Genomic DNA, 25,600 nt, shown 5'->3' with positions numbered 1-25,600 from the left:
ACCCGTGGACGACCCGCTTTGGAACAGTGAAGACTCACCTGATCCGATCGAACTTGGAATAGTCGGATGGGTTTTGGTTTTTGTACGCGGGCTGCCCCTTGCCTTTTTGGTCTTTGGTGGCTTGTTCTTGCTTTTAGCCGTTAGACTGGTTGAGTATCCGTTGTGCGGGGTTCGCCGGCCCGTCACGCCTTTCATCACGCAATTTGTCTGCCGGAATGCGTTTCGGATACTCGGCATAGGGTTCCGAACCTCTGGCGTGTTGATGAAAGAGCAGGGGGCGGTGGTTGCAAACCACACCTCTTGGCTGGACATTTTTGCCCTGAACGCGCGTAAGAGGGTCTATTTTGTGTCGAAGGCCGAAGTCGCGAAATGGCCCGGAATCGGATGGCTGGCCCGCGCCACCGGCACTGTGTTTATCGAGCGGGATCGTGCGAAGGCCAAAGAACAGACCAAAGTGTTTGAGACTCGTTTGAAAGCGGGCCACAAATTGTTGTTTTTCCCCGAAGGCACTTCGACGGATGGATTGCGTGTGTTGCCATTTAAAACAACGCTTTTCGCTGCGTTCTTTGCGGATGAGCTGCGCGACTTCATGTATATCCAACCGGTTTCGGTCGTCTTTCATGCGCCCAAAGGGCAGCCCAAACGGTTTTACGGCTGGTGGGGCGATATGGAGTTTGGCCCGCATTTGCTCAAGACACTTGGCGCGCGCAGGCAAGGTTCTGTTGAACTGATTTATCACGCTCCGGCAAAGGTCAGTGACTTTGAGAACCGCAAAGCGTTGGCAGCGCATTGTGAAGAGGCGATCAGGCACGCCCATGCGCTGGCTTTGCTTGAGAAATAAGGGCAATTGGCCCTTGCGTTGCTTCCAAACCTGCCGTATACGCGCGCCATTCAAACCCGCAGGCGGGGTTTGGGCTTTTTGAGGGAGACATCCTCATCAAGACCGCCGGTTGGAGCATCCGCTTCTTTCACCCCCGCCCAGGCGTAAACCGGAAAAGGAAAATAGCATGGCTCTTCCCGAGTTCTCCATGCGTCAGCTGCTGGAAGCTGGCGTTCACTTTGGTCACCAGACACAGCGTTGGAATCCCCGCATGGGCCCGTTCATCTACGGCTCGCGCAATGGCATCCACATCATGGACCTGACCCAGACCGTTCCGATGCTGGACCAGGCTCTGCAAGCTGTTCGTGACACCGTTGCCAAAGGCGGCCGCGTTCTGTTCGTTGGTACCAAGCGTCAGGCAGCTCAGCCGATCGCAGATGCCGCTGAAAAGTCGGCTCAGTACTACATGAACCACCGCTGGCTGGGTGGCACGCTGACCAACTGGAAAACCGTTTCCCAGTCGATCAACCGTCTGAACCAGATCGACGAAGCAATGGAATCGGGCGCCGAAGGCCTGACCAAGAAAGAGCGTCTGGGCATGGAACGTGACCAGGCCAAGCTGCAAGCTTCGCTGGGCGGTATCCGTGAGATGGGCGGCGTACCGGATCTGCTGTTCGTCATCGACGTCAAGAAAGAAGCGCTGGCCATTGCCGAAGCCAACAAGCTGGGCATCCCGGTTGTGGCTGTTGTCGACACCAACTGCTCGCCCGACGGCGTTGACTATATCATCCCCGGCAACGACGACGCAGCCCGCGCAATCGCGCTGTACTGTGATCTGGCCGCACGTGCCGCTCTGGACGGTATGACCGCTCAGATGGGTGCTGCTGGCGTTGATCTGGGTGCCTTCGAAGAGGCTCCGGTTGAAGAAGCCGTTGCAGAAGAAGCCCCCGCCGAAGCAGAAACACCTGCCGAAGCGTAAGCTGCCCGTCACGTAAATGACATATGGGGCAGGGTATGACCTGCCCCAATTCCGTTTGAATTGAGGAGAGCCAAAGATGGCAATCACAGCAGCAATGGTTAAAGAACTGCGCGACTCGACCGGCGCAGGCATGATGGACGCGAAAAAAGCGCTGACCGAAACCGGCGGCAACATGGACGAAGCCGTTGACTGGCTGCGCACCAAAGGCCTGGCCAAAGCGGCCAAGAAATCGGGCCGTACCGCAGCCGAAGGTCTGGTTGCAGTTCACGTGAACGGTGGCAACGGTGTTGCTGTAGAAGTGAACTCGGAAACCGACTTTGTTGCGAAGAACGCTGAATTCCAGGAAATGGTTGGCAAGATCGCATACGCCGCGGAAGGCGTCGACAATGTCGAGGCACTGCTGGCCGCTGATCTGGGTGGCAAGAACGTTGCCGACACCCTGACCGACAAGATCGCCACCATTGGCGAAAACATGTCGGTGCGTCGTATGGCCAAACTGTCGGGCGACACCGTTGTGTCCTATGTCCACAACGCGGCCACCAACGGCATGGGCAAAATCGGCGTTCTGGTTGCTCTGTCAGGTGGCGACGAAGCGATCGGCAAGCAGGTTGCGATGCACATCGCGGCTGTTAACCCCGCTGCTCTTTCTGAGGCCGACATGGATCCGGCTGTTGTTGAGAAAGAAAAACAGGTTCAGATGGACATCGCCCGCGAATCCGGCAAGCCGGAGCAGGTGATCGAGAAGATGATCGAAGGCCGTATGAAGAAATTCGTCGCCGAATCGACTCTGCTGAATCAGTCGTTCGTTGTGAACCCTGACCTGACTGTTGAGGCGGCAGCTAAGGAAGCAGGCGCAACCATCACCGGCTTTATCCGTCTGGAAGTTGGCGAAGGCATCTTGGTCGAAAAAGAAGACTTCGCAGCTGAAGTTGCCAAGGCCGCTCAGGGCTAAGCACGTTATTGAGAAAGGCTCTGCTTGGGGGCCTTATCTCTGCAAAACGAAAGGGTTACGCTTTGCGTAGCCCTTTTTTGTTCGCGCAAAATCAGTCGCGATGAACGTTTGCTTTTCTGTTGTCTGAGAATGAAATGGAGGACCCCGCTTGATGGGGATGGTCGGGGTCCCCCAAAATTCCGACACTGGTACGCGGAAGAATAAACGCCCCTTTGTCAGAGTGATTGGAGAGCTCTGTTATTGCAAAGATCCAATCGAATGTTCCCTGGCTAAAGCCACCACTCACGGAACACTCTCACTTTGCAACTTTTAGGATAGATTTGAAAAGTAGTGATTTCCTTACCTAGGGTAAACTGACGCGGGATGGCGTCAAAAGCTAGCGGTCAGGCTTCCATTATGAACATCTGATTGTGTAGCGATGCCTTGAGAACGGCTTGCGCCGTTGTTTCGACCGACAACGCTTCGCGCGCGAGTCGCAGGTGCTTTTCGACCGTGGCCGATGTCAGCCCCATCAGCAAAGCGATGTCTTGCGTTGTCTTGCCATCACCCACCCACTGCAAGGCTTCCCGCTGCCGTTTTGTCAGCGCGCGGTTTGGCGGGTTGAACGGTAATGTAAGAATTTTCAGGTGTGCGACGTTGTTCATCAACAGAATGTCTTCGCCATGCTCTTCCCAGACCGAGTCAATTTCTTCCTGGCTCAAGCCGGTTTTGGCCGAAAGGGAAATCGCGCCTTTCGATCGCATTGAGACCGAGTTGAAACTGACTGTATAGCCAGCCACAACGCCCATGGACTTGTTGAACTCGTACACTTTGCGTTCTTCGTTCGTCAAAGTGCCGCTGGAGTTCATGTCCTGGAGCATCTTCCAGCTTGCAGCGCCTTCGTTGTCCAATGCCCATTTCAACATCGGGGCGTGAAAGTACAGGCCATCCTTTAGAAATCCGTCGACATAGGCGCGCTTGTGATTGGTCAGAATTACAAAGTCTTCGGGATCGCCCAAAGACGTCGCAGTTCTGTAAAGCGTATATCCATAGATAAGACGTTCGAACCCATACTGGGACATCTGGCGACAATGCGCATCCCACAGGTCTTCCATGGTTTTGGTATAGCTGACAAAACGCAGGTATTCCTTCAAGGTCATACGGCGTCACCTGCTTTCAAATGCGCGGCCAGCGCGTCCAACGCCAGGATATAGCTCTCGGCGCCGAAACCACAAATCTGACCCAGTGCCACCGAAGCGATATAGGACTTGTGCCTGAAGGTTTCGCGGGCATGAATGTTGGACAGGTGCACTTCGACCAAAGGCAGCTCAACCGAGGCAATGGCATCCATCAGGGCAATCGACGTGTGCGTATAAGCGCCCGCATTCAGGATCAGTCCAGACTGCACACCGCGCGCGGCATGGATTGCGTCAAGTAAAACGCCCTCGTGGTTAGACTGTAAGTGCGTCACTTCCAGCCCAATCGACGCGCCATGCTGACGGCAGCGTTCCTCGATCATATGTAAAGTCGTACTGCCGTAGACCTCAGGCTGACGTGTGCCAAGTAGATTGAGGTTAGGTCCGTTTAATACCAGAACTTTATGCATATCTATAAAATCCCCATTAAAGGTTCATAGACAGCAAAAGGCCGGATTGTCCACCTGACATTACATTACAAATTCCAATTTGCGACTTTGGTGCAAACCCTCGCGCAAGGTGGTTGTTTCGCGTTCAGCTCAACCCATTGTGACAACCAGTTTTCCGAGAACCGCGCGCTGCGACATCTGCTCGAGCGCTTCATGCGCGCGTTCGAGTGGGAACCGCGCGCTGATACGAGGTTTTATTTGTCCTGAAGCATAAAAGGCGAACAGATCCGCGACGTTCTGGGCATGGCCTTTGGGGTCACGGAAGACAGAAGCGCCCCAGAAAACGCCGACGATTTGACAGCCCTTCAAAAGCGGAAGGTTTAAAGGGATCTGCGGAATACCTGCGGGAAAACCGACCACAAGATAGCGTCCATTCCAGGCCATGCAGCGTAAGGACGGTTCAGCCAATGCACCGCCCACAGCATCATACACCACATCCACGCCGTTGGGACCGGCGATCTTCTTGACCTCGGCTGAAAAGGCTTTCTGCGCGTCTTTGTTCAAGTCGCGTGGGTAGATGACAACCTCATCCGTGCCAATCTGGCGACAAAACTCGGCCTTTTCGACAGAGGAGACGCCGGCTATCACTCTGGCGCCCATGGCTTTTCCAAGTTCGATAGCCGCGGATCCGACGCCACCAGATGCCCCCAGAACCAATAGAGTTTCGTTAGTCTTCAGGTTCGCCCGATCCTTCAGTGCGTGATAGGACGTACCATAGGTGAAAATGAAACAAGCGGCCTCATCATACGGTATCGCATCAGGTATCTTGATGGCGCTGTCGGCACGGATCGTTGCGTGGGTCGCGAACCCATCATGCCCTGTAAGCGCCAAAATGCGGTCGCCAATCTTGAACCCCGTGACGTTTTCACCAAGGGCTAGCACTTTACCTGCGATTTCGCCGCCGGGTGCAAATGGGCGGGGCGGCTTAATCTGATACAAATCCCGTATGATCAGTGTATCCGGGAAGTTCACGCCGGCCGCTTTTACGTCTACCAACAGCTGCCCTTTACCGGGCTGCGGATCGGGCAGGGTGGTAAGCTTAAGTGTTTCGGGTCCGCCCGGTGCGACGCTGAGTAACGCTTGCATAAGACCTCTGTTCTGCCTGTAACTTGTGATTGGGAAGTTTTGGTGCCGAACATGGGTTTGTCAACGTGAACGACCGCTGACTGCCGTAACGGCATTAAGCGGGTCAGCGCAGGCTCTAACAGGCGCGAACAAGAACGAGGAGCACGATCATGACGCCAGACACCCTGTTTTCTCTTGAGGGCAAGACTGCACTGGTCACAGGTGGCGCGACAGGGATCGGGCGCATGGCGGCCGAGGCGCTGGTCAGGGCGGGGGCGCGCGTTCTGATCGCGTCGCGCAAAGGGGATTCCTGCGCCGAAGTGGCTGCTGAACTGAACGCATTGGATGCGCCAGGCAGTGCTGAGGGGTTTGGCGGAGATATCGGAAGCGAGGAAGGGATTGCCAGCCTTGTTTCTGACATTCAAGACCGAACCGAACGACTTGATATTCTTATGAATAACTCCGGTGTGTCGTGGGGTGCTCCGCTGGGCCAGTTTCCTTATGACGCGTGGGACAAGGTGATGTCCGTCAATGTGACGGGGATTTTCGAGCTGACCCAACGGCTTTTGCCTATACTGATGAAGTCGGGAACGGCCGATGATCCTGCCCGAATAGTCAATGTGGGGTCTGTGATGGGTGAAGTACCCATGGGGGACGGAGCGTACAGCTATTCGGCTTCAAAGGCTGCGGTTCTGCATCTGACCAAGATCATGGCAAAAGAGCTTTCGCCATACCACATCACGGTTAACGCGCTGGCGCCGGGACCGTTTGTCTCTCGTATGACGGCGTTTGCCACGGCGGACGAGGGTACACGCAAAAAGGTTGGCAAATCGGTTCCATTGGGCCGGGTCGGGCGCGACGAAGACATTGCAGGATGTATGCTGTTTCTGTGCGGGCGTGGCGGCAGCTACGTAACCGGTGCGGTGATCCCGGTTTCGGGTGGAATCAATGTGGTAACAGCCGGAAATATCTTTGCAGAAGCCCTGTGACTGGAAGGCAAGCCATGAGCAATGACACCCATCTGGATCTTGCGGCGGTAGACAGGTATCTCAGCGCAAATCTCTCTGGTTACGAAGGTCCGTTAGAGGCGACAAAGTTTTCAGTTGGGCAGTCCAATCCAACATTTGAGCTTAGAACGCCGGGCAAAACCTATGTGCTAAGGCGAAAGCCACCTGGCGTGCTTCTGAAATCGGCACATGCCGTAGACCGCGAGTTCAGAGTTCAAAGCGCGCTGGCAGGCAGCCATGTGCCTGTGCCCGAGATGTTTCTTCTGTGCGAGGACGACAGCATCATAGGCTCGGCCTTCTACGTGATGGAGCGTCTGCACGGCAGAATTTTTCCCGAACCAACGCTGCAGGGCGAAACCAACGAAACGCGCACGGCCGTGATGAATGAGATGAACAGGGTTCTTGCCCAGTTGCACATGGTGGACATTGATGCCGTGGGGTTGTCCGATTATGGGCCGACGGGCAATTACTATGAGCGTCAGATCTCGCGCTGGACCAAACAGTATCGTGCGTCAGAGACTTCGGTGATCGAAGACATGGATGCCTTGGCCTCCGAGCTTGAAAACTCTGTACCGCAAGATGACGGACAGCGAACGCTGGTGCATGGTGACTATCGTATAGACAATCTGATGTTCGCAGCTGAAAGCGCTGACTGTATCGGCGTATTGGATTGGGAACTATCAACGATCGGGCATCCCTATGCAGATCTGGCAGCCGTGATCATGCAGTGGCAGTTGCCTCCGGGAAAACAAGGGCGCGGGTTGGCCGGAATTGATCGGGACAATCTGGGCTTGCCCAGTGATCAGGCCTTTGTCGCCCAATACTGCAAGCGGCGCGGTTTGGATGGAATTGAAAATTTCGGTTTTTACCTGGCTTTCAATTTCTTTCGCATGGCTGGCATTCTGCAAGGTGTCTATAAACGCGCGCTGGATGGAAATGCCTCTGACCCAGAGCGAGCCAAGGCATACGGCGCTTATGTTCCCCTGTTCGCGCAGCACGGTCTGAAAGCGCTTTACGGCACTTTCACATAAACCTGTAAGTTACAGGTTTTACACGCCGTTTGACATTAGAAGCTCAACTTCGACATTGGGCAGACTGTTCTTGCCAAAGAACATCTCGGGCCCGACGAACAGGCTTGGAACACCAAATACTCCGCGTCGCACGTTGGCTTTGGTTTGATCTTTCAAGTCCTGTTTGACGTCAGGATCGCTCATTGCCTCGCGGATCTTGCGAACGGGCAGTTCGTTCTCTTGCAAGATGTCGATCAGCACGGCGAGCTCATCGACCTTTTGCCCGTGCACCCAAATCGCATCAAAAACCGCGCTTATGTATTTACTTTCCCAAGATTTTCCCCTTGCAAAATGCGCGCCGCGCATCGCGAATTTTGTGTTCATCGGAAAATGCGGACTCATGTGAAAACTCAATCCACGCCGACGCGCAAAGCGGTGCAGGTCATGCGTGAGATACGCTGTTTTCTGGCGATTCTCGGAAAAGGCTTGAAACGGGCTTTGGTTATGGGTCGCTTTGAACACGATAGGTAGTAGGACAGGGACATAAGTGAACTTAACATCATACCGTGCCGAAAGCTCTGGCAGCGTTTTATGCGCCAAAAAGGCATTTGGGCTGCAAAAATCATAAACAAAATCTATGTTTTGCGTCATGGTGTTCCTTTCCAGTGGTCTGGTGATACCTGACTCAGTCAGCCCGTTCGAATCCGGGCCAGCCTCAGTTTAACACTTCATCGCAACGCGGGCTTCCGAAGTCTTCGGGGAAGCTACCTATTAGTAAAAAAATCTCTGTTAACTCGCCCCTTAAACCGACACACTCAGCACGGAAACCAGATGGAAGAGGTCGAATGCCCCACCAAAACGTAAGTTTTGATCCGTCGCGATTGGATCATATTCGGACCTGGATGGACCGCTATGTTGAGCAACGAAAATACGCAGGGTCGTCTTTTCTGTTGCGGCAAAGCGGGTCCGAGGCCTTTTATCACGCAAGCGGTCTGCGCAATCGGGAAAGCAACCTGCCATTTCAACGCGATACGCTGGTGCGCATCTATTCCATGACCAAGCCGATCACATCGGTTGCCCTGATGATTCTGGCTGAGCGCGGGTTATTTCATCTGGACGCTCCGCTGTCTGATTTCCTTCCTGAATTCAAAGAAATGCGCGCGCTTGTTGCAGGAGCTGAAACTTTGGAGCAGACGGAAGACGCTCCATCGCCAAGCTTGCATCAGATGATGACTCATACCAGTGGTTTTAGCTATCCCTTCAACCCCGGAATTCTGCCCCAAGCCATGGATGAACAGGATCTTATGTTCAAGCCTGATCAAGGGCTTTTGGAAGATCGCGTCCGGGATCTGGCACGGTTTCCTTTGGCCTTTCAGCCCGGTGCGCGTTGGGAGTATTCGGTCGGCACAGATGTTTTGGGTCGTGTGATCGAGGTGGTATCAGGTCAGACGCTGGATCAATTCTTTCAACAGCACGTATTTGAACCGCTGGACATGCGTGAGACCGGGTTTTCGGTGCCACCTGGGGCAGGGGACCGATTTGCGTCGCTCTATACACCGTTGGCAGGGGACGCGATGGCGCTTAATTCAGCTGATCAGGGCGGCGACAGCTTGCGATTGGTCGACAGCTATGACGGATCGACGTTCAATAGCACAACGACTTTTTCAGGCGGCGGCGGTCTGGTTTCGACACTGGATGATTACGCCAAGTTTGCAGATATGCTGCGCAATCGCGGCACTGGGAACGGCCACCGTTTGCTTGGATCCAAGACCGTAGAGTTCATGATGCGCAATCACTTACCGGGTGATATCGCATCGATGGGTCCAAAAAGTTTTGCGGAACAGCCGATGGAGGGGATGGGCTTTGGCCTGGCGGGGTCGGTGGTTTTGAACCCCGGACGTGTCCGGGTACCCGGTTCGATTGGGGATTTCAGTTGGGGCGGTATGGCCTCGACCTACTTCTGGATTGATTGGCAGAATGACCTGACAGCCGTTTTCTTTACGCAATTGTCGCCATCCAGTTCGTACCCATCGCGGGCCGAGCTTAAAGCGCTGGTTCATGCGGCCATGATTGAATGATTTCTGTCTGCCTGATACCCCGTGGTCGAGTAAATGATCATGCGAGCACAAAATGACCGAAGCAGAACGCATCTTACTGGATCTTCTGGACATTGAACGACTCGAAGTCGATTTGTTCCGTGGTACGGGGTCCGGGGGTGAAACACCAACACGCATTTTCGGCGGACAGGTCATTGCACAGGCTCTGGCCGCTGCATATCGAACTGTGGAAGACCGTCTGTGTCATTCCCTCCATGCATATTTCATTCGTCCGGGAGATCCTGAAAAGCCCGTTATTTATCAAGTTGATAGAGCGCGAGACGGAGGTTCTTTTACAACCCGCCGCGTGGTTGCCATTCAGCATGGAAAACAGATCCTGAACATGTCAGCTTCGTTTCACGTGCAGGACGAAGGCTGGGATCATCAGCACCCGATGCCAACTGTGAACGCGCCGGAAAGCTATCCGTCCCGGTTCGAGTTGCGGCAGTCTTATGTTGACCGAGTGCCCAAGCGCCTGCGCGGAGAGTTGTTGCGAGAACGTCCAATCGAAGTGCGCGATGTGGACCATTTGGATCCGTTCACGCCGAAAGTGTCGGATGATCGGAACCAAACCTGGTTTCGCATGGCTGCTGCGGCTTCGGCGGACGCAATTACGCAGCACCTATTGCTGGCCTATGCCTCTGACATGAACCTCATGTCCTCAGGCTTGCGCCCACATGGATTAAGCTGGTTTACCGGAGAGTTCAACGGCGCAAGTCTGGATCACGCGCTTTGGTTTCATGCGCCTGTTCAGTTTCAGAATTGGCATCTCTATGTAATGGATTCGCCCTGGACGGGGCAGGGACGAAGTTTTAACCGCGGCTCTATCTATTCCGAGGACGGAACGTTGATCGCCTCTGTAGCTCAGGAAGGGTTAATGCGCAGGGTTCAGAAAAAAGGCTAAAGGTCGCTGGTAAATTTTTGATTTAGTTTACCCATTCCCGATAACCACCTGTCATAATCGGCTGATTTGTGCTGCATGTAATCCAGAACTTGCGGATGCGGCAGGACCAAGAATTGTTCTTGCTCAATAGCTCTGACGCAAGCTTCGGCGACGTCACTGGGATCGAGCATACCGTCAATGGATGCAACCGACACGTCATGTCCTTCGGTCATTTTTGACCGGACACCTTGTGGGCACAATACCGAGACCCGTAAACCTTGTGATCTGTAAGTCAGTGCAAGCCATTCTGCGAAACCGATGGCAGCGTGTTTGCTTACAGCATACGGAGCGGCTCCTGGTTGGTTCAGCAAGCCGGCAGCTGAGGCGGTTGTCAGAACGTATCCGCCACCGCGTGCGATCATACGTGGAACCAGATGCCGCGCTGTCCAAACATGTGACATCACATTGATTTTCCAAATCCGCTCCCATTTTTCATCTGGAACGTCGAATCCGCCAAGCGTCAGAATTCCGGCATTTGCGCAAAACAAATCAATCGGACTCACAGTGTCTTCTGAGAACTCTATCAGTGCTTTGATTTGATCCTCGTTGGACACATCGCAGGGAAATGCATGGCCACCGATCTGATCCGCCACAGATTGCGCGCCGGCATCGTCGACATCGGAACACACGACAAGCGCACCTTCATCGGCAAAACGTTTGGCCAGTCCACGACCGATGCCATGCGCAGCACCGGTTACGACAACTGTTTTGTTTCTAAGGTCCATTTTCGTTCCTGTACGCTCGGTTGGAATACAGAGACATTGAATACATGCGTACGGTTAAGCAACCTTAGTGACTATTTACCATAATACAGATTACACGCATTATTAATGAAAGGTATTTAGATGCTGTCATCCCGTCAACAAGTGCTCGCAAGCTCTTGGTTTAAAGGACTTTCAGCTCATCCGAGTGCGTACCCTGCGCCGCGTACGGTCCGCACTGGATCTTCACCGCCATGTTGCGTCAACGCTTTGCGCAGCCGTCCAATGTGGACATCAACAGTTCGGGTATCCACATAGATGTCTCGGCCCCAAACGCGGTCCAGCAATTGTTCGCGGCTCCAGACCCTGCCCGGCTTTTCCATGAAGGTGCTAAGCAGACGGAACTCTGTTGGACCGAGTTTCAAAGGTTTGCTGTCTCGGCTGACTTTGTGTGTCTCAGAATCCAGAACGATGTCGTCAAACTCCAGACGTATCCCAACCGTTGCCGGACGAACCCGGCGAAGCTGTGTGCGAACGCGCGCCATCAATTCGACAACAGAGTACGGTTTGACCACGTAGTCGTCCGCACCGGTTTCCAGACCACGCACTTTGTCGACTTCTTCAGTGCGCGCCGACAGCATGATAATCGGGATCGAACGTGTCTCGGGACGACTTTTCAGGCGACGACAAACTTCGATTCCGCTGAGGTTCGGCATCATCCAATCCAGAACGATGATATCCGGACAATCTTCGTCTACCAGCAGCATGGCCTCATCGCCGCTGGCGGCTTTCGAGACGCGAAACCCTTCTGCTTCGAGGTTGTAGGCCAGCACTTCGCGTTGCGCCAGTTCATCCTCAACCACCAGAACTGTCGGTTGATCTGCGGACATCTCAGTCGTCTCCTACACGGTTTGCGACGTGGTGTCGGCCTTGGGCCGTGCCTCGGTTGGGCGTTCTCCGGTGACCAGATAGACCACCTGCTCGGCAATCGAGGTGACGTGATCGCCCATGCGTTCGATGTTCTTGGCGATGAAATGCAGGTGCATACAGGAGGAGATATTGCGCGGATCCTCGGCCATGAAGGTCAAGAATTCGCGGAACAGACCGTTATACATCTGATCAACTTCTTCATCGCGGTTGATAACGTCGGTGGCAAGTTCGGCATCGCGCTGAATATAGGCATCCAGCGCATCGCGCAGCATGCGTTCAACTTCGCGCGCCATGCGGCGAAGGGCTGCAGCGCTGCCATTGATCTCGCCTGCATCAACCAGAACCGTGGTACGCTTTGCGATATTCTTGGCATAGTCGCCGATCCGCTCAAGATTGCCCGAGACTTTCAGAACAGACAGCACCAACCGCAAGTCGCTGGCTGTGGGCGCACGCAGTGCGATCAGGCGCGCGGTTTCCTCGTCGATGATATCTTCCAGTGCATCAATGGCCTTGTCACCCTGCCGCACTTCTTGCGCCAGTTCCACATCACGGGTCTCGAGAGAGCGCGCAGCGCTCATGATGGCGGCTTCAACCAAGCCACCCATCTTCATGATATGCGCTTGGATCGCTTCCAGATCGCGGTCGAACGCAGACGCTATGTGTTGTTCGGTCAAATCGGACATTTCTGAATACCTGTGCTCAGCCGATACGGCCGGTGATGTAGCTTTCCGTGCGCGGATCTACGGGGTTGGTGAAGATCTGGCCGGTTTCTCCGAACTCGACCAGATTGCCCAGATGGAAAAAGGCGGTTTTCTGGCTGACCCGTGCGGCCTGCTGCATTGAGTGGGTCACGATCACCACCGAATAGCGCGAGCGCAGTTCGTCGATCAGCTCTTCGACTTGTGCGGTCGCAATTGGATCCAACGCCGAGCATGGCTCGTCCATCAACAGAACTTCGGGTTCAGTCGCAACGGCGCGGGCGATGCACAGACGCTGTTGCTGACCACCCGACAGACCTGTGCCGGGCGCGTCCAAGCGGTCTTTTACCTCATCCCAGATCGCGCCGCGACGCAGGGATTTTTCAACGATTTCATCCAGCTCCGCCTTGTTTTTTGCAAGGCCGTGAATGCGCGGACCATAAGCCACGTTGTCATATATCGACTTGGGGAACGGGTTCGGCTTTTGAAACACCATGCCCACCTTGGCGCGCAACTGAACCGGGTCGACGCGCTTGTCATAGATGTCTTCGCCGTCCAGCAGGATATCACCTTCGACCCGGCAGATGTCGATGGTGTCATTCATCCGGTTCAGACACCGCAGAAACGTGGATTTGCCACAGCCCGACGGGCCGATAAAGGCGGTCACAGTCTTGTCTTCAATCGCGACATCCACGTCTTTGATGGCATGGGTGTCGCCGTAATAAACCTGAACCTTTTTGGCGTTGATCTTGATGTCTTTGGAGTCCACGGCTCTCTCCACTCGTGTCATATCGTTCATTGGTGCCCCCTCTTACCAGCGGCGTTCAAAGCGGCGGCGCAGGATGATTGCGATGATATTCATGGTCAGCAGGAACATCAAAAGGATGATAATGCCGCCCCATGCTTTCTCGTAGAACCCAACATCGGCACGCGCGGCCCAGGTATAGATCTGCGCGGGCATGGCCGAGTTCGGCTCGGTAAAGCCAGCGACGAAGCTATCGGGATATCCGCGCGCCACAAAGCCCACCATGCCGATCAGAAGCAATGGTGCGGTCTCGCCCAGGGCTTGCGCCAGACCAATGATGGTGCCGGTCAGAATACCCGGTGCGGCCAGAGGCAAGACGTGGTGGAACACAGCTTGCATTTTCGAGGCCCCTACCCCCAATGCCGCGTCACGGATCGATGGGGGAACTGCCTTCAGCGAGGCTCGTGTCGAGATGATGATTGTCGGCAACGTCATCAGGGTCAGCACCAGACCACCGACCAAAGGGGCCGATTGCGGCAGATGCATGAACTGGATGAACACGGCCAGACCCAGAATGCCGAACACAATCGACGGAACAGCGGCGAGGTTCGAGATGTTCACCTCGATCAAGTCCGTAAACCGGTTCTGCGGTGCGAATTCTTCAAGGTAAATCGAAGCCGCGACACCGATGGGCAATGACAGTGCCAAAACCACCAGCATCATGAAGAACGAGCCGACAACCGAGGCGCCGATGCCCGCTCCTCCGGGGTTGTCCACGCCCGAGTCTGCACCAGTAATAAAAGGCCAGTTAAATGCCTGTTTGATGATCCCCGCCTCTTTCAGCGCATCGACCAGATCCAGATCGCTGAGCTGCAGGAAGCGGCTGTCTTGCAGGGTGTCACGCGAAACGCGACCCTTGAAGTACCCGTCAACCCGGCTTGAGGCGGCCAGATCGAACTGAACCGGTTCCCCCAGTTTGTCGAGATTATCCGCGTAAAAAGTGCGGATCGTGCCACCCACTTTACCCAAAAGACGTTCGATTGCGTCCTGATCGAAATCGACGGTGACACCGCTTTCGGTCAACCGATCGTTCAGCGCACCGATAAAGAGGTCGGAATAGGCTTTGGTCTTGAACAGAGTACCTTCTGCTTCGTCGCGTTGTGCCGGCGACAGAGTGAACTCGACGCTCACGACGGTACGCTGAAAGGCTGGGATGCCCTGAGACAGGATCGAAGCGAACAGCACGATCAGAAAGAAAAGCCCGGTCGCGATTGCAACGATACCATAGGCCCGGAAACGCTTCTCTGCATTCGCACGCTTCTTTGTACGCGCGTCCGTGGCCATCAACGAAGTCGCGTGACGGCCTGCGTTCGGGGTGTCCATGCTTGCGTCGGTCATTCGTACTGCTCCCGATACTTACGCACGATGTAGAGGGCAAAAACGTTGAGCCCCAGCGTGAGGATGAAAAGGGTCATGCCAAGAGCAAAGGCGACAAGCGCCTCGGGCGAGGCGAAGTCCGCGTCGCCGGTCAACTGGCTGACGATTTTGGCGGTGACGGTTGTCATCGCTTCAAAAGGATTGAGGCTGAGACGGGCGGCGGCCCCTGCCCCCAAAACCACGATCATGGTTTCGCCGATGGCGCGCGATGCCGCCAGCAGGATCGCACCCACGATACCGGGCAATGCGGCTGGCAGAACAACTTGGCGAATGGTCTCGGATTGGGTCGCACCCAATCCGTAAGATCCGTCGCGCATCGCCTGAGGTACCGCGTTGATGATGTCGTCAGACAGAGACGAAACAAATGGGATCAGCATGATGCCCATGACAATACCGGCGGTCATTACGGCTGTACCTGCCTTCATCCAGCCCAAACCGTTATCGCCGAACACGTCCAGCAAAAGCGGGCCGACAGTCAACAGGGCAAACAGACCGTAAACGATGGTCGGGATCCCGGCCAGAACCTCAAGCAGCGGCTTTGCGACAGAGCGCACGCGGGATGAGGCGTATTCGCTGAGGTAAATCGCGGCAAACAGTCCGATAGGAACAGCCACCAGCAGAGCCACCAGTGAGATGTAGAACGTGCCCCACAGCAGAGGGATGATCCCCAGATCCGATGCGCCGCCGCGGCCCGAAAAGCTGGGCGCCCAGGTTGTCCCAAAGAAGAAGTCAGACGCGGGATAGAGCTTGAAGAACTCCCACGTGTTGAAGACCAGCGACAGAACGATTCCGATGGTCGTCAGAATCGCGATAGATGCCGCAGCCAGAAGCAGAAAGCGGATCCCCTGCTCGACCACGTTGCGGGCACGGTAGTCGGAATGTGTCTGAAACCAGCTGATTGCGGCTCCAATCAGAGCCACCAGAATGACCGCACCCGTCATGATCGCGTAACCGGTGGAGTTCATGGCGCGGTAGCTTTGTGCAGCTCGCAGAACTGGCTGAGTGATCTCGGACGTCACCACCTGCCCGGCATCTTTCAGGCGCTGCGTCACGTCGGTTACGTCCGCGCGCGCGTTGCGGGCCTGATCTTCCGAGAGCACGCCGGCGGCCACGGCGTTGTTCAGCCCGTCCGCCGTGCGGCGTACTTCAGCCATAACCAGGCTTAGTGACGAGCCTTCTTTGACGGAAGTCTCTGGTATCATTTCGGAAACCTGAGACGACACGTAAAGCGGCTGCGCCAGCAGCCAAATGATCAGCAGACCAAAGGCGGGGACAACGGCCTTGAGGGCGACATTTGCGCCATAATAGATTGGCAGCGAGTGCAGGTTCCTGCTGTCTCCACCGGCGCTTTGCAAGGCGCGTGCGCGTCCTGACACATAACCGACTGCGGCGATCGCAAGCACGATCAGAAAGAGCCATAGTATCGGCATGACACCCCCGTAAGGTCTTGGCTGGGAATTTCGGAAAACACAGTTGGGGGCGGCATAAGCTGCCGCCCCCGGTCATTCAAGCCAAAGGCGGGATTAGCTGCCCGAACCCATGGTAACTTCGTTTGCGATGGCGTCCTGGGTCTTGGCCAGCTCAGGATCTGCAACAAGGCCATAGTTGGCTAGAGGGCCGGAACCGCCTGCAATTTCGTCAGCAGTAAAGAACTGTGCGTATTCTTTCAGGCCAGGGATCACGCCGATATGCGCTTTCTTGACGTAGAAGAACAGCGGACGCGACACAGGGTATTCACCCGACGCGATGGTCTCGGTCGACGGTGCGATACCGCTCATGGTGGCCACTTTCAGCTTGTCGGTGTTGTTCTCATAGAACGCCAGACCAAACACGCCGATGCCGTTGGGGTTGGTGTCGATACGCGCCAGAGTTTCGGTGTAGTCACCGTCGATGTCGACCGATTTGCCATCGGTGCGGACATCCAGGCATGCGTCTTCGGCGTCATCTTCGCTCATGCCGCCTGCTACCATGGCTTCCATCGCGCCAGTGGCTTCACAGCCTTCCAGCAGAACTTTGTCTTCGAAAACTTCACGGGTGCCGTGCTTGGTGCCCGGGATGAACATCGCAATTTCAACGTCCGGCAGATCGGCATTGAATTCGGCCCAGCTGTTGAAGCTGTTGTCGACCAGTGCGCCGTCTTTCATGACTTTTGAACCGATGGCGTTGTAGATGTCGGCAGGCTCGAACGCGGTGAAGGCGGGGCCGGATTGCTGGCTGGCAAATACGATGCCGTCATAACCGATGCGGACTTCCATAATGTCGGTCACGCCGTTTTCGGCACAGGCTTTGATTTCTTTTTCGCGGATGGCACGCGATGCGTTTGCAACGTCGATGGTGTTTTCGCCAACACCCTCACAGAAACGCTTCAGACCGGCCGAAGAGCCGCCGGATTCTACAACCGGGGTCGGGAAGTCGGTGTTTTCACCGAACAGTTCAGCAACAATCGAAGCATAAGGCAGAACGGTCGACGAACCGGCAACCTGTACGTTGTCACGGGCAGCAGCAGTGGTTGCCGAGACGGCAGCAATCGCCAGCGCAGAAGCCGACAGTTTTACAAAGGACATTTCAGTCTCCCTGAAAAGGTATGTTTGATCACCCCCATGATGATCCTGCGCGAACCCCTAGGCCGCATGCGTAAGCCTTTTGTGACAAATGTGTAACGGTTTTATGACAACCTGCGTTTTGTAACGCTTTACGTGTCATAAAGTGATCCGACTGGGCGAAGCGGCGGTTTTTAAAGTCCGCTCTGGCAACGCGTCACCGTGGCAAAATCACCGTAAAAACAGAGCCTTTTCTCAACTCGCTCTCAACTCTTAGCCGTCCCCGGTGCCGGTTGACGATATGTTTGACAATGGCAAGCCCAAGCCCTGTTCCCCCCAGTTGCCGGGATCTGTGGCTGTCCGCGCGATAGAATCGCTCGGTCAGACGTGGCAGATGAATCGGATCTATGCCGGGGCCTTTGTCGATGACCTGAACCCGCACCGACGGCCCCCTCAGCGCAGTGTCTCGTTCCATGGATAAAACGCGAACCGTCACGTTGCCGCCGCTGCCCCCGTATTTTATGCCGTTTTCGACGAGGTTGGTGAAAACCTGACGCAACTGGTCGCTGTCGCCGGTGACCGACACCGGTCCGTCCTGCGCTTCGAGTACCAAGGCCACGCCTGCGTCCTCGGCCAGAGGACGCACCGAGTTCAGAATGGATTGTAACAGCCCCGTTAGTTCTAGCTGTTCAATGGGTCGAACGCGTTCTTCGCTTTCGACCCGATTGAGAGACAGAAGATCGCCAACCAATCGGTTCATTCTGTTGGCTTCATCCGTCATGATCTGAAGAAACCTTTCCCGCGCGCCTGGATCATCGCGCGCCGGGCCACGTAAGGTTTCTATAAAGCCCATCAACGCGGTCAGCGGGGTACGCAGCTCGTGGCTGACATTGGCTACGAAATCGCGCCGCATCTGGCTGGCGTGTTCCAGATGGGTGATGTCCTGAAATGAGGCCAAAACAGCCCCACCTGACACCGCGCCAACACCGTTCATATAGCGGCAATCAACCTCAAACGTCGTATCCTGCGCGCCGTCATTGGACAGGTGGCGCGTCTTTTTTGTGCTTTTGGTTTGGAGGCTTTGTTCAATGGCTTCCAATACCTGCGGTTGCCGCAGGATCGTGGCGAAGTGGCGTCCGACGATATTCTGACCAAGCAGAGTCTTTGCATCGGTATTGGCGGCAATGATCCGTTCCGTCTGATCCACCATCAGCGCGGGCATCGGAATCGCTTGGACAAATTCGTCTAACAGCTCGGTGGACATGACTTAAAACTCAATTGGCCCGAACGCCTTACGAGACAGGTTTTAAAGTTTTGCGAAACTTGCGCATGTTTTCCTGATAGTGAAGCGCGCTGTGTGTGATGCGTTGCGCCGATGCCTCGTCCAACTGTCGCACAACTTTGCCCGGCGCACCCAGGACCAGCGAATTGTCTGGAATTTCTTTGCCCTCGGTGATCAGGGCCCCTGCCCCAATCAGACAATTCCGTCCGATTTTTGCGCCGTTCAAAATGATCGCGCCCATACCGATCAGTGAGTTGTCTCCAATTGTACAACCATGAAGCATGACCTTATGCCCGATCGTGCAGTTTGCCCCGATGGTCAAAGGAAAGCCCGCATCGATATGCATGACGCAATTTTCCTGCACGTTGCTTCCCGCGCCTACGCGGATTTCTTCGTGATCGGCGCGGATCGTACAGCCAAACCAAACCGAGGCACCCTGCTCCAACACCACTTTGCCAATCAGGTTGGCGTCGGGCGCGACCCATGTGTCCTCGTGTAAGTCCGGTGCGTGATCTCCCAAGGCGTAAACGGTCATGACAGGCCCTCGAACTCATTTTGCAATTTGCGCACATGCTGTTGCAGCTTTGGTTGCTGGATACGGCGCATTCGCTCGGCGCTGACAATGGTCTTCAGCTTTTCTTCGGTTGCCTCAAGATCATCATTAATCAGGACATAGTCGTAATAGCCCCAGTGGCTGATCTCATCCCAGCTTTTGAGCATGCGCTTGCCAATGACGTCATCGCTGTCCTGACCACGTGTCTCAAGACGGCGGCGCAGTTCGGGGATCGACGGTGGTAGAATGAAGATCGACAGGGCATGTTTGCCAAGGTCAGAGTTTCTGATCTGCACCTCACCTTGCCAGTCAACGTCGAACAGAACGTCCTTGCCAGTGTTGATCGAATTGCGCACGGGTTCCGCCGGTGAACCGTAGAAGTTTCCGAAAACATGGGCGTGCTCCAGCATCTGCCCTTCGGCCACTTGTTGCTTGAACTCGTCCTCTGACAGAAAGAAATACTCGCGCCCATGTTCTTCACCGGGACGCGGTGCGCGGGTCGTGGCCGAGATCGAGAATTCCAGATCTGTGTCCCAGGCCATCAGCCGTCTGGCCAACGTGGATTTGCCTGCCCCGGACGGAGAAGACAGGATGATTAAAAGGCCGCGGCGATCCGCCATGTCAGATGTTCCCATTCTTATTCTACGTTCTGCACTTGCTCGCGCATTTGATCGATCACCGCTTTTAGCTCAAGCCCAACAGCTGTCAGATCCGAGCTTTGGGCTTTGGAACACAACGTGTTGGCTTCGCGGTTGAACTCCTGCATCAGGAAATCAAGCTTGCGGCCGACGGCACTGTTTTTCCCCAATAGATCGCGCGCGGCTTTGACATGTGCTGTCAATCGGTCGATTTCTTCCGTGATATCGGCCTTAACTGCGATCAGGGCCAATTCCTGCGCAACTCGTTCCGGGTCGGCGCCTTGTGAATTGTCCAGCACCCGCGCCAGATTTTCCCGCAAGGCCTGCGCCATATTATCCCTGCGATGTTCGGCCAGTTCTGCCGCTTTCGCGGTCAGCGTGGCGACCTGATCCAGTTGCGTTTTCAGAACCGCTGCCAAGGCGGCGCCCTCTGTTCGGCGCATATCCAAGAACGCGTCGACAAGAGCGTCAAATTCAGCCGTGAGGTGGGCAACCAGTGGCCCCGGATCATCTGAATCCGATCCCGCATCCAGCATTCCCTTTAACGCCAACAGGTCCGAGGCCCGCGATGGGGCCAGAGTTATGCCACGCGCCGAGGCCATCTGTTCTGCCTGCTCAAGAGCGGTCAGCGCAGCGTTCATGGCTGTCTCGTTCAGAGCCAGTTCTGGGGCCGAGTCCTCGCGGTTCAGGCGCATCGACAGAGTAACATTCCCGCGGCTGAGGGATTTGGACAGTTTTGCCCGCAGCGCGGCCTCAAGCCCGGTCAGCCAATCCGGCACGCGCAGGCGCATGTCGAGCCCCTTGCCGTTCACACTGCGCAGTTCCCACGTCCAGCTATGTGGCCCGTGCTGCCCCTGTGCCGAGGCAAACCCGGTCATGGATCTGATCATACCCGCCCCTTCATTTGGCCCTGATGCGTCTCACTCATGTCGCAACTAATGCCATTGACCGGTGCAGGGCAAGTATTTGCTGAAAGCGCAATTGTTTGGTTCGAGTTAACCATTCGTTAAAGAATTGCTCCAAAATTGATTTAACCCGAGTCAAACTGCCCAGAGCAATGGTTTGCAGGCTGCCGCTGCTCCCGATGTGTTGCATTTTAGAAAAATGGCAGCCTTTTGGCGTAAGGGTAAAGAAGATGAAAACCTTTTTCGGGATTGGTTCCGGGTCAGAATTTGGAAAGATCGTCGCAATGGATCGCTTTGACAATGGGCGCAGCCTTTCGCCGATCCGCCAGGCCGAGGCGTATTGGACCGCATTACTGAATCGTGACAGTGTCCCGATGCGGTCCCAGATTGACCCGCGCGGTCTGGAAAATATCCTGGAATACACGTTTATACTCGAGCGCATTGCGCCTGGCTTGGCCCGTTTTCGTCTAGCCGGAAGCCATTTGAACGCGCTTGCGGGTATGGAAGTGCGGGGTATGCCGTTGACTGCGTTCTTCCAGCCTGATGACCGCGCAGGCATTAAGGATGTTCTGGAACAAGTGTTCGCGGCCCCTGCTGTTGCCGAGTTGGGCATGACTTCGGGTGGAGTACTTGGTCGCACGCCTATGCAAGCCCGAATGATATTGCTGCCGCTGAAAAGTGATCTGGGCGATGTCAGCCGCGTTCTGGGCGTCATGATCGCTGACGGGGCAATTGGAAAAACGCCGCGGCGGTTTTCAATCTCGGATACGCGGATCAAAATGGTGTCTGACATTCACGTCCAAATCCCAGTGAAACCAACGCCGGCCCATGGGTTTGCGGAAGTCGAGGGAAAATTCAAACACCCTGCCAAGCATTTGCGATTGATCGTGTCACGGGACGATTAGCGTTTCCTGAAACGAAAAACAGCGGACCAAAGGCCCGCTGTTTAAATCTGTTTTTACGCGCTTAACTAGCGACGCGCTTGCTGCCGTTGCGGCGCAGATTTGTCAGTTCTTCTGCCACCAGGAAGGCCAGTTCCAGCGACTGTGACGCGTTCAGGCGCGGGTCGCAGGCGGTGTGATAGCGATCTGACAGATCTTCTTCGGTCACCGCGCGCACGCCGCCGGTGCATTCGGTCACATCCAGACCGGTCATCTCAAAATGCACGCCACCGGGGATGGTGCCTTCGGCCTGATGTACGCCAAAGAAGTCGCGCACCTCACGCAAGACTGAGTCGAACGGACGGGTCTTGTAACCGGTCGCCGATTTGATCGTGTTGCCGTGCATCGGATCACAAACCCAGGTGACCTTGGCCCCTTCTTCCTTCACAGCTTTGACCAGACGCGGCAGGTGCTCACCTGCTTTACCCGCACCAAAGCGCGCGATCAGGGTCAGGCGACCCTCTTCGTTTTCGGGGTTCAGTTTGGACATCAGAACCTTAAGGTCTTCCACGGTCGTTGTCGGACCACATTTCAGACCAATCGGGTTCAAAACTCCGCTGCAGAATTCAACATGCGCACCGTCGGGCTGACGTGTACGGTCGCCGATCCAGATCATGTGGCCAGAACCAGCCAGCCAGTTGCCCGAGGTCGAATCCAGGCGCGTCAGCGCCTCTTCATATTCCAGCAGCAGCCCTTCGTGGCTGGTATAGAATTCGACGGTCGAGAATTCATGTGTGGTATCTGCCGTGATCCCGGCCGCTTCCATGAAGTCGATGGTGTCCTGAATACGATCGGCAATCTCGGAGTACTTCTGCACGTCCTGTTCATCTGTGAACCCAAGGGTCCACGAATGAACGCGGCTCATGTCCGCGAATCCACCGGTCGAAAAAGCCCGCAGCAGGTTCAGAGTGGCAGCAGCCTGTGTATAGGCTTGCAGCATCTTCTGAGGATTCGGGATGCGCGCTTCTGGTGTGAATGCCAATTCGTTGATGATGTCACCACGATAGCTGGGCAGTTCCACACCATCCACAACTTCGGTTGGTGCACTGCGCGGCTTGGCGAACTGACCGGCCATGCGGCCGACTTTGATCACCGGGACTTTTGCGCCATAGGTCAGAACCATTGCCATCTGCAGCATCACCTTAAAGGTGTCACGGATCGCATCCGCGCTGAATTGTTCAAAGCTTTCAGCACAATCCCCACCTTGCAGCAGGAAGGCCTCGCCGCGACCGGCGGCACCCAGATGTTGTTTGAGACGCCGCGCCTCACCGGCAAAGACCAGCGGGGGATACTGTGAAAGCTGGGCCTCGACCTTGGCCAGAGCGGCCGAGTCGGTATAGTCTGGCATCTGAACCCGGGGCTTGTTGCGCCAGTTCGATTTTTGCCATTCGGTCATAGCTTTGATCTCCGCTGAAGTGTTCAGGTGGCCTCTATACAAAATGCTTTGAAGAGTGACCATATCCCATTTGCGCCTCTTGACGGCGCAAACAAGCTTTGATCATGGTGAACTCTAAATATGTCGCTGGATAAGGCTGTATTCAGTGCCAAAGTAAGGACAACCCGCCATGCAAGTGCAACGCCAGGCAGTCACAGTGGAAAACGCTGAGGCCATCCCGCGCCATTATGTTTTTGTTCTTCTGGACAAGTTCTCGTTGCTATCATTTGCTTCGGCTCTTGATAGTTTGCGGATCGCAAACCGCATGGCGGACCAGGAATTGTATACTTGGACACTGTCTGGAGAAGGCGGCGGCACGGTCAAATGCTCGGCTGGAACCGAGTTCAAACTCGACACGGATCTAGAAGAACTGCAGCGCGATGATGTCGTCCTCATCTGCGGAGGCGTAAACGTTCAAACAGCGACCACAAAACGCGTCCTGAACTGGGTTCGTCGCGAGGCGCGGCGCGGCCTTCGAATCGGTGGTCTGTGTACTGCCGCGTATACGCTTGCCAAGGCAGGGTTGCTGGACAACAAGAAGGCGACGATTCACTGGGAAAACTCTGACAGTTTTATCGAGGAATTCGATGAGGTCGAACTGACGAAATCGGTTTTTCAGGTTGACGGCAACCGCATGACAACTGCTGGCGGCACATCCTCGATAGACTTGTCGCTTAAACTGATTGCGGATGATTTTGGCGAAGAATTGGCCAATGCCGTAGCGGACCAGATGATCTATTCGTCCATCCGTACTGATCAGGACACGCAACGTTTGTCGACACCGACGCGGATCGGCGTGCGACATCCAAAGCTGAGCCAGGTCATTTTGATGATGGAAAAAAACATCGAAGAGCCAATCTCGCCTTCTATTTTGGCCAAAGATGTCGGCATGTCGACCCGCCAGCTAGAGCGTCTATTCCGCAGGTATCTCAGCCGTTCCCCTAAACGCTACTACATGGAACTGCGACTGCACAAAGCGCGGAATCTTCTTATGCAGACGGATATGAGCGTCATCAACGTTGCGCTTGCATGTGGGTTCGCCAGCCCTTCGCATTTCTCGAAATGCTACAGGGCACATTATAATACGACACCCTACCGGGAACGTGGCGCGCAGAGCACGCGATTGTCGGTTTAGCCCTGCGGGGTCATGCGGTACACCGCGCCCTGCCCGACTGAAATGAACCAGATCGAACCATCCGGTGCTTCAACGATATCGCGCACACGTTCGGTTTCCGGCCCTTTGATCTGTTCGACCTCACGCAGAGACTTTCCGGCAAGTCGCGCGATATAGTCCAATTTCAGAGACCCGACAAAGATATTCCCCTTCCATTGGGGCCAGAGTTTGCCGGAATACACCAACAAACCCGAAGGCGCGATGGACGGATCCCAATACAACTCGGGCTGCTCCATGCCGGCTTTGGACGTACCTTCGCCAATTTTTTGGCCGGAATAATGCGTGCCGTAAGAAATGACCGGCCACCCGTAATTGCGGCCCGCGCGGGGTTGGTTGATCTCATCGCCTCCGCGAGCGCCGTGTTCCGAAACCCACAGCCTCCCCTGCGCGTCCAGTGCAGCTCCCTGCGGGTTGCGGTGGCCGAAGGACCAGATTTCAGGTTTGATGTTTGATTGCCCGACAAAAGGGTTGTCTACAGGGATCGATCCATTCCGGTTTATCCGAATGACCGACCCCATCGGAGAAGACCGGTCCTGTGCGTTGTCGGGCTGGCCGCGATCGCCAATGGTTACAAAAAACGTTCCATCCTGTGCTTCGACGATGCGGCTGCCAAAATGCCGCCCGCCGGAACCGCCGGGTGTTGCTTCGTAGATCACCCGAACGTTGGTCAGACGTTTACCGTTCTCCGACAGCCGCCCAACGGCAATGGCAGTGCCAGCGCCCCCGTTTTGAGGCTTTGAGAAGCTCAGAAATACCTCGCGGCTTTGTCGAAAATCGCGTGGAACCGTCACATCAAGCAACCCACCTTGCCCTCTGGCGGCAACTTTCGGAACGCCCCGCACAGTGGTCGCCTTACCATTCTGAACAAACAGCAAATCTCCGTCCCGCTCGGTGATCAGGAACGCCCCATCCGGCAAGACTCCGACGGCCCAGGGCGTATCGAGACCGCTTACCATCTTGGTCAGTTCAATGCCTCCGGCGGACGTTGACAGGGTTTGTGCGGCAACTGAGAACGCATTGAGCGTGAAAAACAGAAGTGTAACAATGCGAAGCATGTCGGCCCCTTTCGGCGGCAATCACGGAAGAGTTTCTAACAAAACAGTTAGTTTCCCAAACGGTAAAAAC

26 protein-coding genes are annotated in these 25,600 nt (G+C 55.3%); 9 read left to right on the top strand and 17 right to left on the bottom strand.

Features of this window, described 5'->3' with window-relative positions:
- Positions 1–4: 4 nt before the first annotated feature.
- From GOV91_RS02205 to tsf, 3 genes are all read left to right on the top strand, one after another.
- Positions 5–841 (top strand): lysophospholipid acyltransferase family protein, encoded by an 837-nt coding sequence (locus GOV91_RS02205; protein WP_171234286.1) that lies wholly within the window; start codon positions 5–7, stop codon positions 839–841.
- Between the two features lie 166 nt (positions 842–1,007).
- Positions 1,008–1,799: a 30S ribosomal protein S2 gene (gene rpsB, locus GOV91_RS02200; RefSeq protein ID WP_171234285.1), complete on the top strand. Its 792-nt coding sequence runs from the start codon at positions 1,008–1,010 to the stop codon at positions 1,797–1,799.
- A gap of 76 nt (positions 1,800–1,875) precedes the next feature.
- Positions 1,876–2,751, top strand: a complete 876-nt coding sequence (gene tsf, locus GOV91_RS02195; RefSeq protein WP_171234284.1) for a translation elongation factor Ts — start codon at positions 1,876–1,878, stop codon at positions 2,749–2,751.
- A 383-nt stretch (positions 2,752–3,134) separates the two neighbouring features.
- On the opposite strand, the gene GOV91_RS02190 is transcribed toward tsf, so the two are convergent.
- The 3 genes from GOV91_RS02190 to GOV91_RS02180 form a co-directional block, all read right to left on the bottom strand.
- Positions 3,135–3,890, bottom strand: coding sequence for an autoinducer binding domain-containing protein (locus tag GOV91_RS02190; RefSeq protein WP_171173992.1), 756 nt, complete (start codon positions 3,888–3,890; stop codon positions 3,135–3,137).
- Complete coding sequence (gene aroQ / locus GOV91_RS02185) at positions 3,887–4,336, bottom strand: type II 3-dehydroquinate dehydratase (protein ID WP_171234283.1); 450 nt, start codon at positions 4,334–4,336, stop codon at positions 3,887–3,889. Before aroQ ends, GOV91_RS02190 begins: the two co-directional genes overlap by 4 nt.
- 129 nt (positions 4,337–4,465) lie before the next feature.
- Positions 4,466–5,461, bottom strand: a complete 996-nt coding sequence (locus GOV91_RS02180) for an NADPH:quinone oxidoreductase family protein (RefSeq protein ID WP_171234282.1) — start codon at positions 5,459–5,461, stop codon at positions 4,466–4,468.
- Positions 5,462–5,610: 149 nt separating this feature from the next.
- On the opposite strand from GOV91_RS02180, the gene GOV91_RS02175 reads away from it, so the two are divergent.
- Both GOV91_RS02175 and GOV91_RS02170 read left to right on the top strand, forming a co-directional pair.
- A complete protein-coding gene (locus GOV91_RS02175; protein ID WP_171234281.1) occupies positions 5,611–6,429 on the top strand; it encodes an SDR family oxidoreductase in 819 nt (272 codons plus the stop codon).
- Between the two features lie 14 nt (positions 6,430–6,443).
- On the top strand, positions 6,444–7,478 hold the full coding sequence (locus tag GOV91_RS02170; protein WP_171234280.1) for a phosphotransferase family protein: 1,035 nt from the start codon (positions 6,444–6,446) through the stop codon (positions 7,476–7,478).
- 18 nt (positions 7,479–7,496) lie between these two features.
- On the opposite strand, the gene GOV91_RS02165 is transcribed toward GOV91_RS02170, so the two are convergent.
- Complete coding sequence (locus GOV91_RS02165) at positions 7,497–8,108, bottom strand: 2-hydroxychromene-2-carboxylate isomerase (RefSeq protein ID WP_171234279.1); 612 nt, start codon at positions 8,106–8,108, stop codon at positions 7,497–7,499.
- A gap of 194 nt (positions 8,109–8,302) precedes the next feature.
- Between GOV91_RS02165 and GOV91_RS02160 the strand changes: the two genes are divergently transcribed.
- Complete coding sequence (locus GOV91_RS02160; RefSeq protein WP_171234278.1) at positions 8,303–9,535, top strand: serine hydrolase; 1,233 nt, start codon at positions 8,303–8,305, stop codon at positions 9,533–9,535.
- A gap of 52 nt (positions 9,536–9,587) precedes the next feature.
- Complete coding sequence (locus tag GOV91_RS02155) at positions 9,588–10,457, top strand: acyl-CoA thioesterase II (protein WP_171234277.1); 870 nt, start codon at positions 9,588–9,590, stop codon at positions 10,455–10,457.
- Here GOV91_RS02155 and GOV91_RS02150 read toward each other — a convergent pair.
- The 11 genes from GOV91_RS02150 to GOV91_RS02100 form a co-directional block, all read right to left on the bottom strand.
- Positions 10,454–11,221 carry an SDR family oxidoreductase gene (locus GOV91_RS02150; RefSeq protein ID WP_171234276.1) on the bottom strand — a complete coding sequence of 256 codons (768 nt, stop codon included), beginning with the start codon at positions 11,219–11,221 and terminating at the stop codon, positions 10,454–10,456. The genes GOV91_RS02155 and GOV91_RS02150 overlap by 4 nt on opposite strands.
- Before the next feature lie 176 nt (positions 11,222–11,397).
- Complete coding sequence (gene phoB / locus GOV91_RS02145) at positions 11,398–12,087, bottom strand: phosphate regulon transcriptional regulator PhoB (protein WP_171090046.1); 690 nt, start codon at positions 12,085–12,087, stop codon at positions 11,398–11,400.
- 12 nt (positions 12,088–12,099) lie between these two features.
- On the bottom strand, positions 12,100–12,801 hold the full coding sequence (gene phoU / locus GOV91_RS02140) for a phosphate signaling complex protein PhoU (RefSeq protein WP_171234567.1): 702 nt from the start codon (positions 12,799–12,801) through the stop codon (positions 12,100–12,102).
- Positions 12,802–12,826: 25 nt separating this feature from the next.
- Positions 12,827–13,624, bottom strand: a complete 798-nt coding sequence (gene pstB / locus GOV91_RS02135; protein WP_171090042.1) for a phosphate ABC transporter ATP-binding protein PstB — start codon at positions 13,622–13,624, stop codon at positions 12,827–12,829.
- A gap of 12 nt (positions 13,625–13,636) precedes the next feature.
- Positions 13,637–14,968 (bottom strand): phosphate ABC transporter permease PstA, encoded by a 1,332-nt coding sequence (pstA, locus tag GOV91_RS02130; RefSeq protein WP_171234275.1) that lies wholly within the window; start codon positions 14,966–14,968, stop codon positions 13,637–13,639.
- Positions 14,965–16,437, bottom strand: coding sequence for a phosphate ABC transporter permease subunit PstC (pstC, locus tag GOV91_RS02125; protein ID WP_171234274.1), 1,473 nt, complete (start codon positions 16,435–16,437; stop codon positions 14,965–14,967). The genes pstA and pstC overlap by 4 nt, the downstream gene beginning before the upstream one ends.
- 93 nt (positions 16,438–16,530) lie before the next feature.
- Positions 16,531–17,571, bottom strand: coding sequence for a substrate-binding domain-containing protein (locus tag GOV91_RS02120; protein ID WP_171234273.1), 1,041 nt, complete (start codon positions 17,569–17,571; stop codon positions 16,531–16,533).
- 193 nt (positions 17,572–17,764) lie between these two features.
- Positions 17,765–18,811, bottom strand: a complete 1,047-nt coding sequence (locus GOV91_RS02115; RefSeq protein WP_171234272.1) for an ATP-binding protein — start codon at positions 18,809–18,811, stop codon at positions 17,765–17,767.
- 28 nt (positions 18,812–18,839) lie between these two features.
- On the bottom strand, positions 18,840–19,364 hold the full coding sequence (locus GOV91_RS02110) for a gamma carbonic anhydrase family protein (protein ID WP_171234271.1): 525 nt from the start codon (positions 19,362–19,364) through the stop codon (positions 18,840–18,842).
- Positions 19,361–20,002 (bottom strand): guanylate kinase, encoded by a 642-nt coding sequence (gene gmk, locus GOV91_RS02105; protein ID WP_171234270.1) that lies wholly within the window; start codon positions 20,000–20,002, stop codon positions 19,361–19,363. The genes GOV91_RS02110 and gmk overlap by 4 nt, the downstream gene beginning before the upstream one ends.
- A gap of 17 nt (positions 20,003–20,019) precedes the next feature.
- On the bottom strand, positions 20,020–20,910 hold the full coding sequence (locus GOV91_RS02100) for a YicC/YloC family endoribonuclease (protein WP_171234269.1): 891 nt from the start codon (positions 20,908–20,910) through the stop codon (positions 20,020–20,022).
- Positions 20,911–21,155: 245 nt separating this feature from the next.
- Here GOV91_RS02100 and GOV91_RS02095 point away from each other — a divergent pair, with 245 nt between their 5' ends.
- Positions 21,156–21,830, top strand: coding sequence for a PAS domain-containing protein (locus GOV91_RS02095; RefSeq protein WP_171174021.1), 675 nt, complete (start codon positions 21,156–21,158; stop codon positions 21,828–21,830).
- A gap of 61 nt (positions 21,831–21,891) precedes the next feature.
- On the opposite strand, the gene GOV91_RS02090 is transcribed toward GOV91_RS02095, so the two are convergent.
- Positions 21,892–23,262, bottom strand: coding sequence for a class II 3-deoxy-7-phosphoheptulonate synthase (locus GOV91_RS02090; protein ID WP_171174023.1), 1,371 nt, complete (start codon positions 23,260–23,262; stop codon positions 21,892–21,894).
- A 169-nt stretch (positions 23,263–23,431) separates the two neighbouring features.
- Between GOV91_RS02090 and GOV91_RS02085 the strand changes: the two genes are divergently transcribed.
- The gene (locus GOV91_RS02085) at positions 23,432–24,436 is read left to right on the top strand and encodes a GlxA family transcriptional regulator (protein ID WP_171174025.1); all 1,005 of its coding nucleotides are present in this window, start codon (positions 23,432–23,434) and stop codon (positions 24,434–24,436) included.
- Here GOV91_RS02085 and GOV91_RS02080 read toward each other — a convergent pair.
- Positions 24,433–25,530, bottom strand: coding sequence for a PQQ-dependent sugar dehydrogenase (locus GOV91_RS02080; RefSeq protein WP_171234268.1), 1,098 nt, complete (start codon positions 25,528–25,530; stop codon positions 24,433–24,435). The two genes, GOV91_RS02085 and GOV91_RS02080, sit on opposite strands and share 4 nt — an antisense overlap.
- Between the last annotated feature and the right edge of the window lie 70 nt (positions 25,531–25,600).

This window comes from Ruegeria sp. HKCCA6837 (assembly GCF_013034475.1).
Lineage (GTDB): Bacteria > Pseudomonadota > Alphaproteobacteria > Rhodobacterales > Rhodobacteraceae > Ruegeria.
The sequence above is the reverse complement of the archived record's forward strand: the minus strand, read 5'-3'. Positions and strand labels throughout refer to the sequence as shown.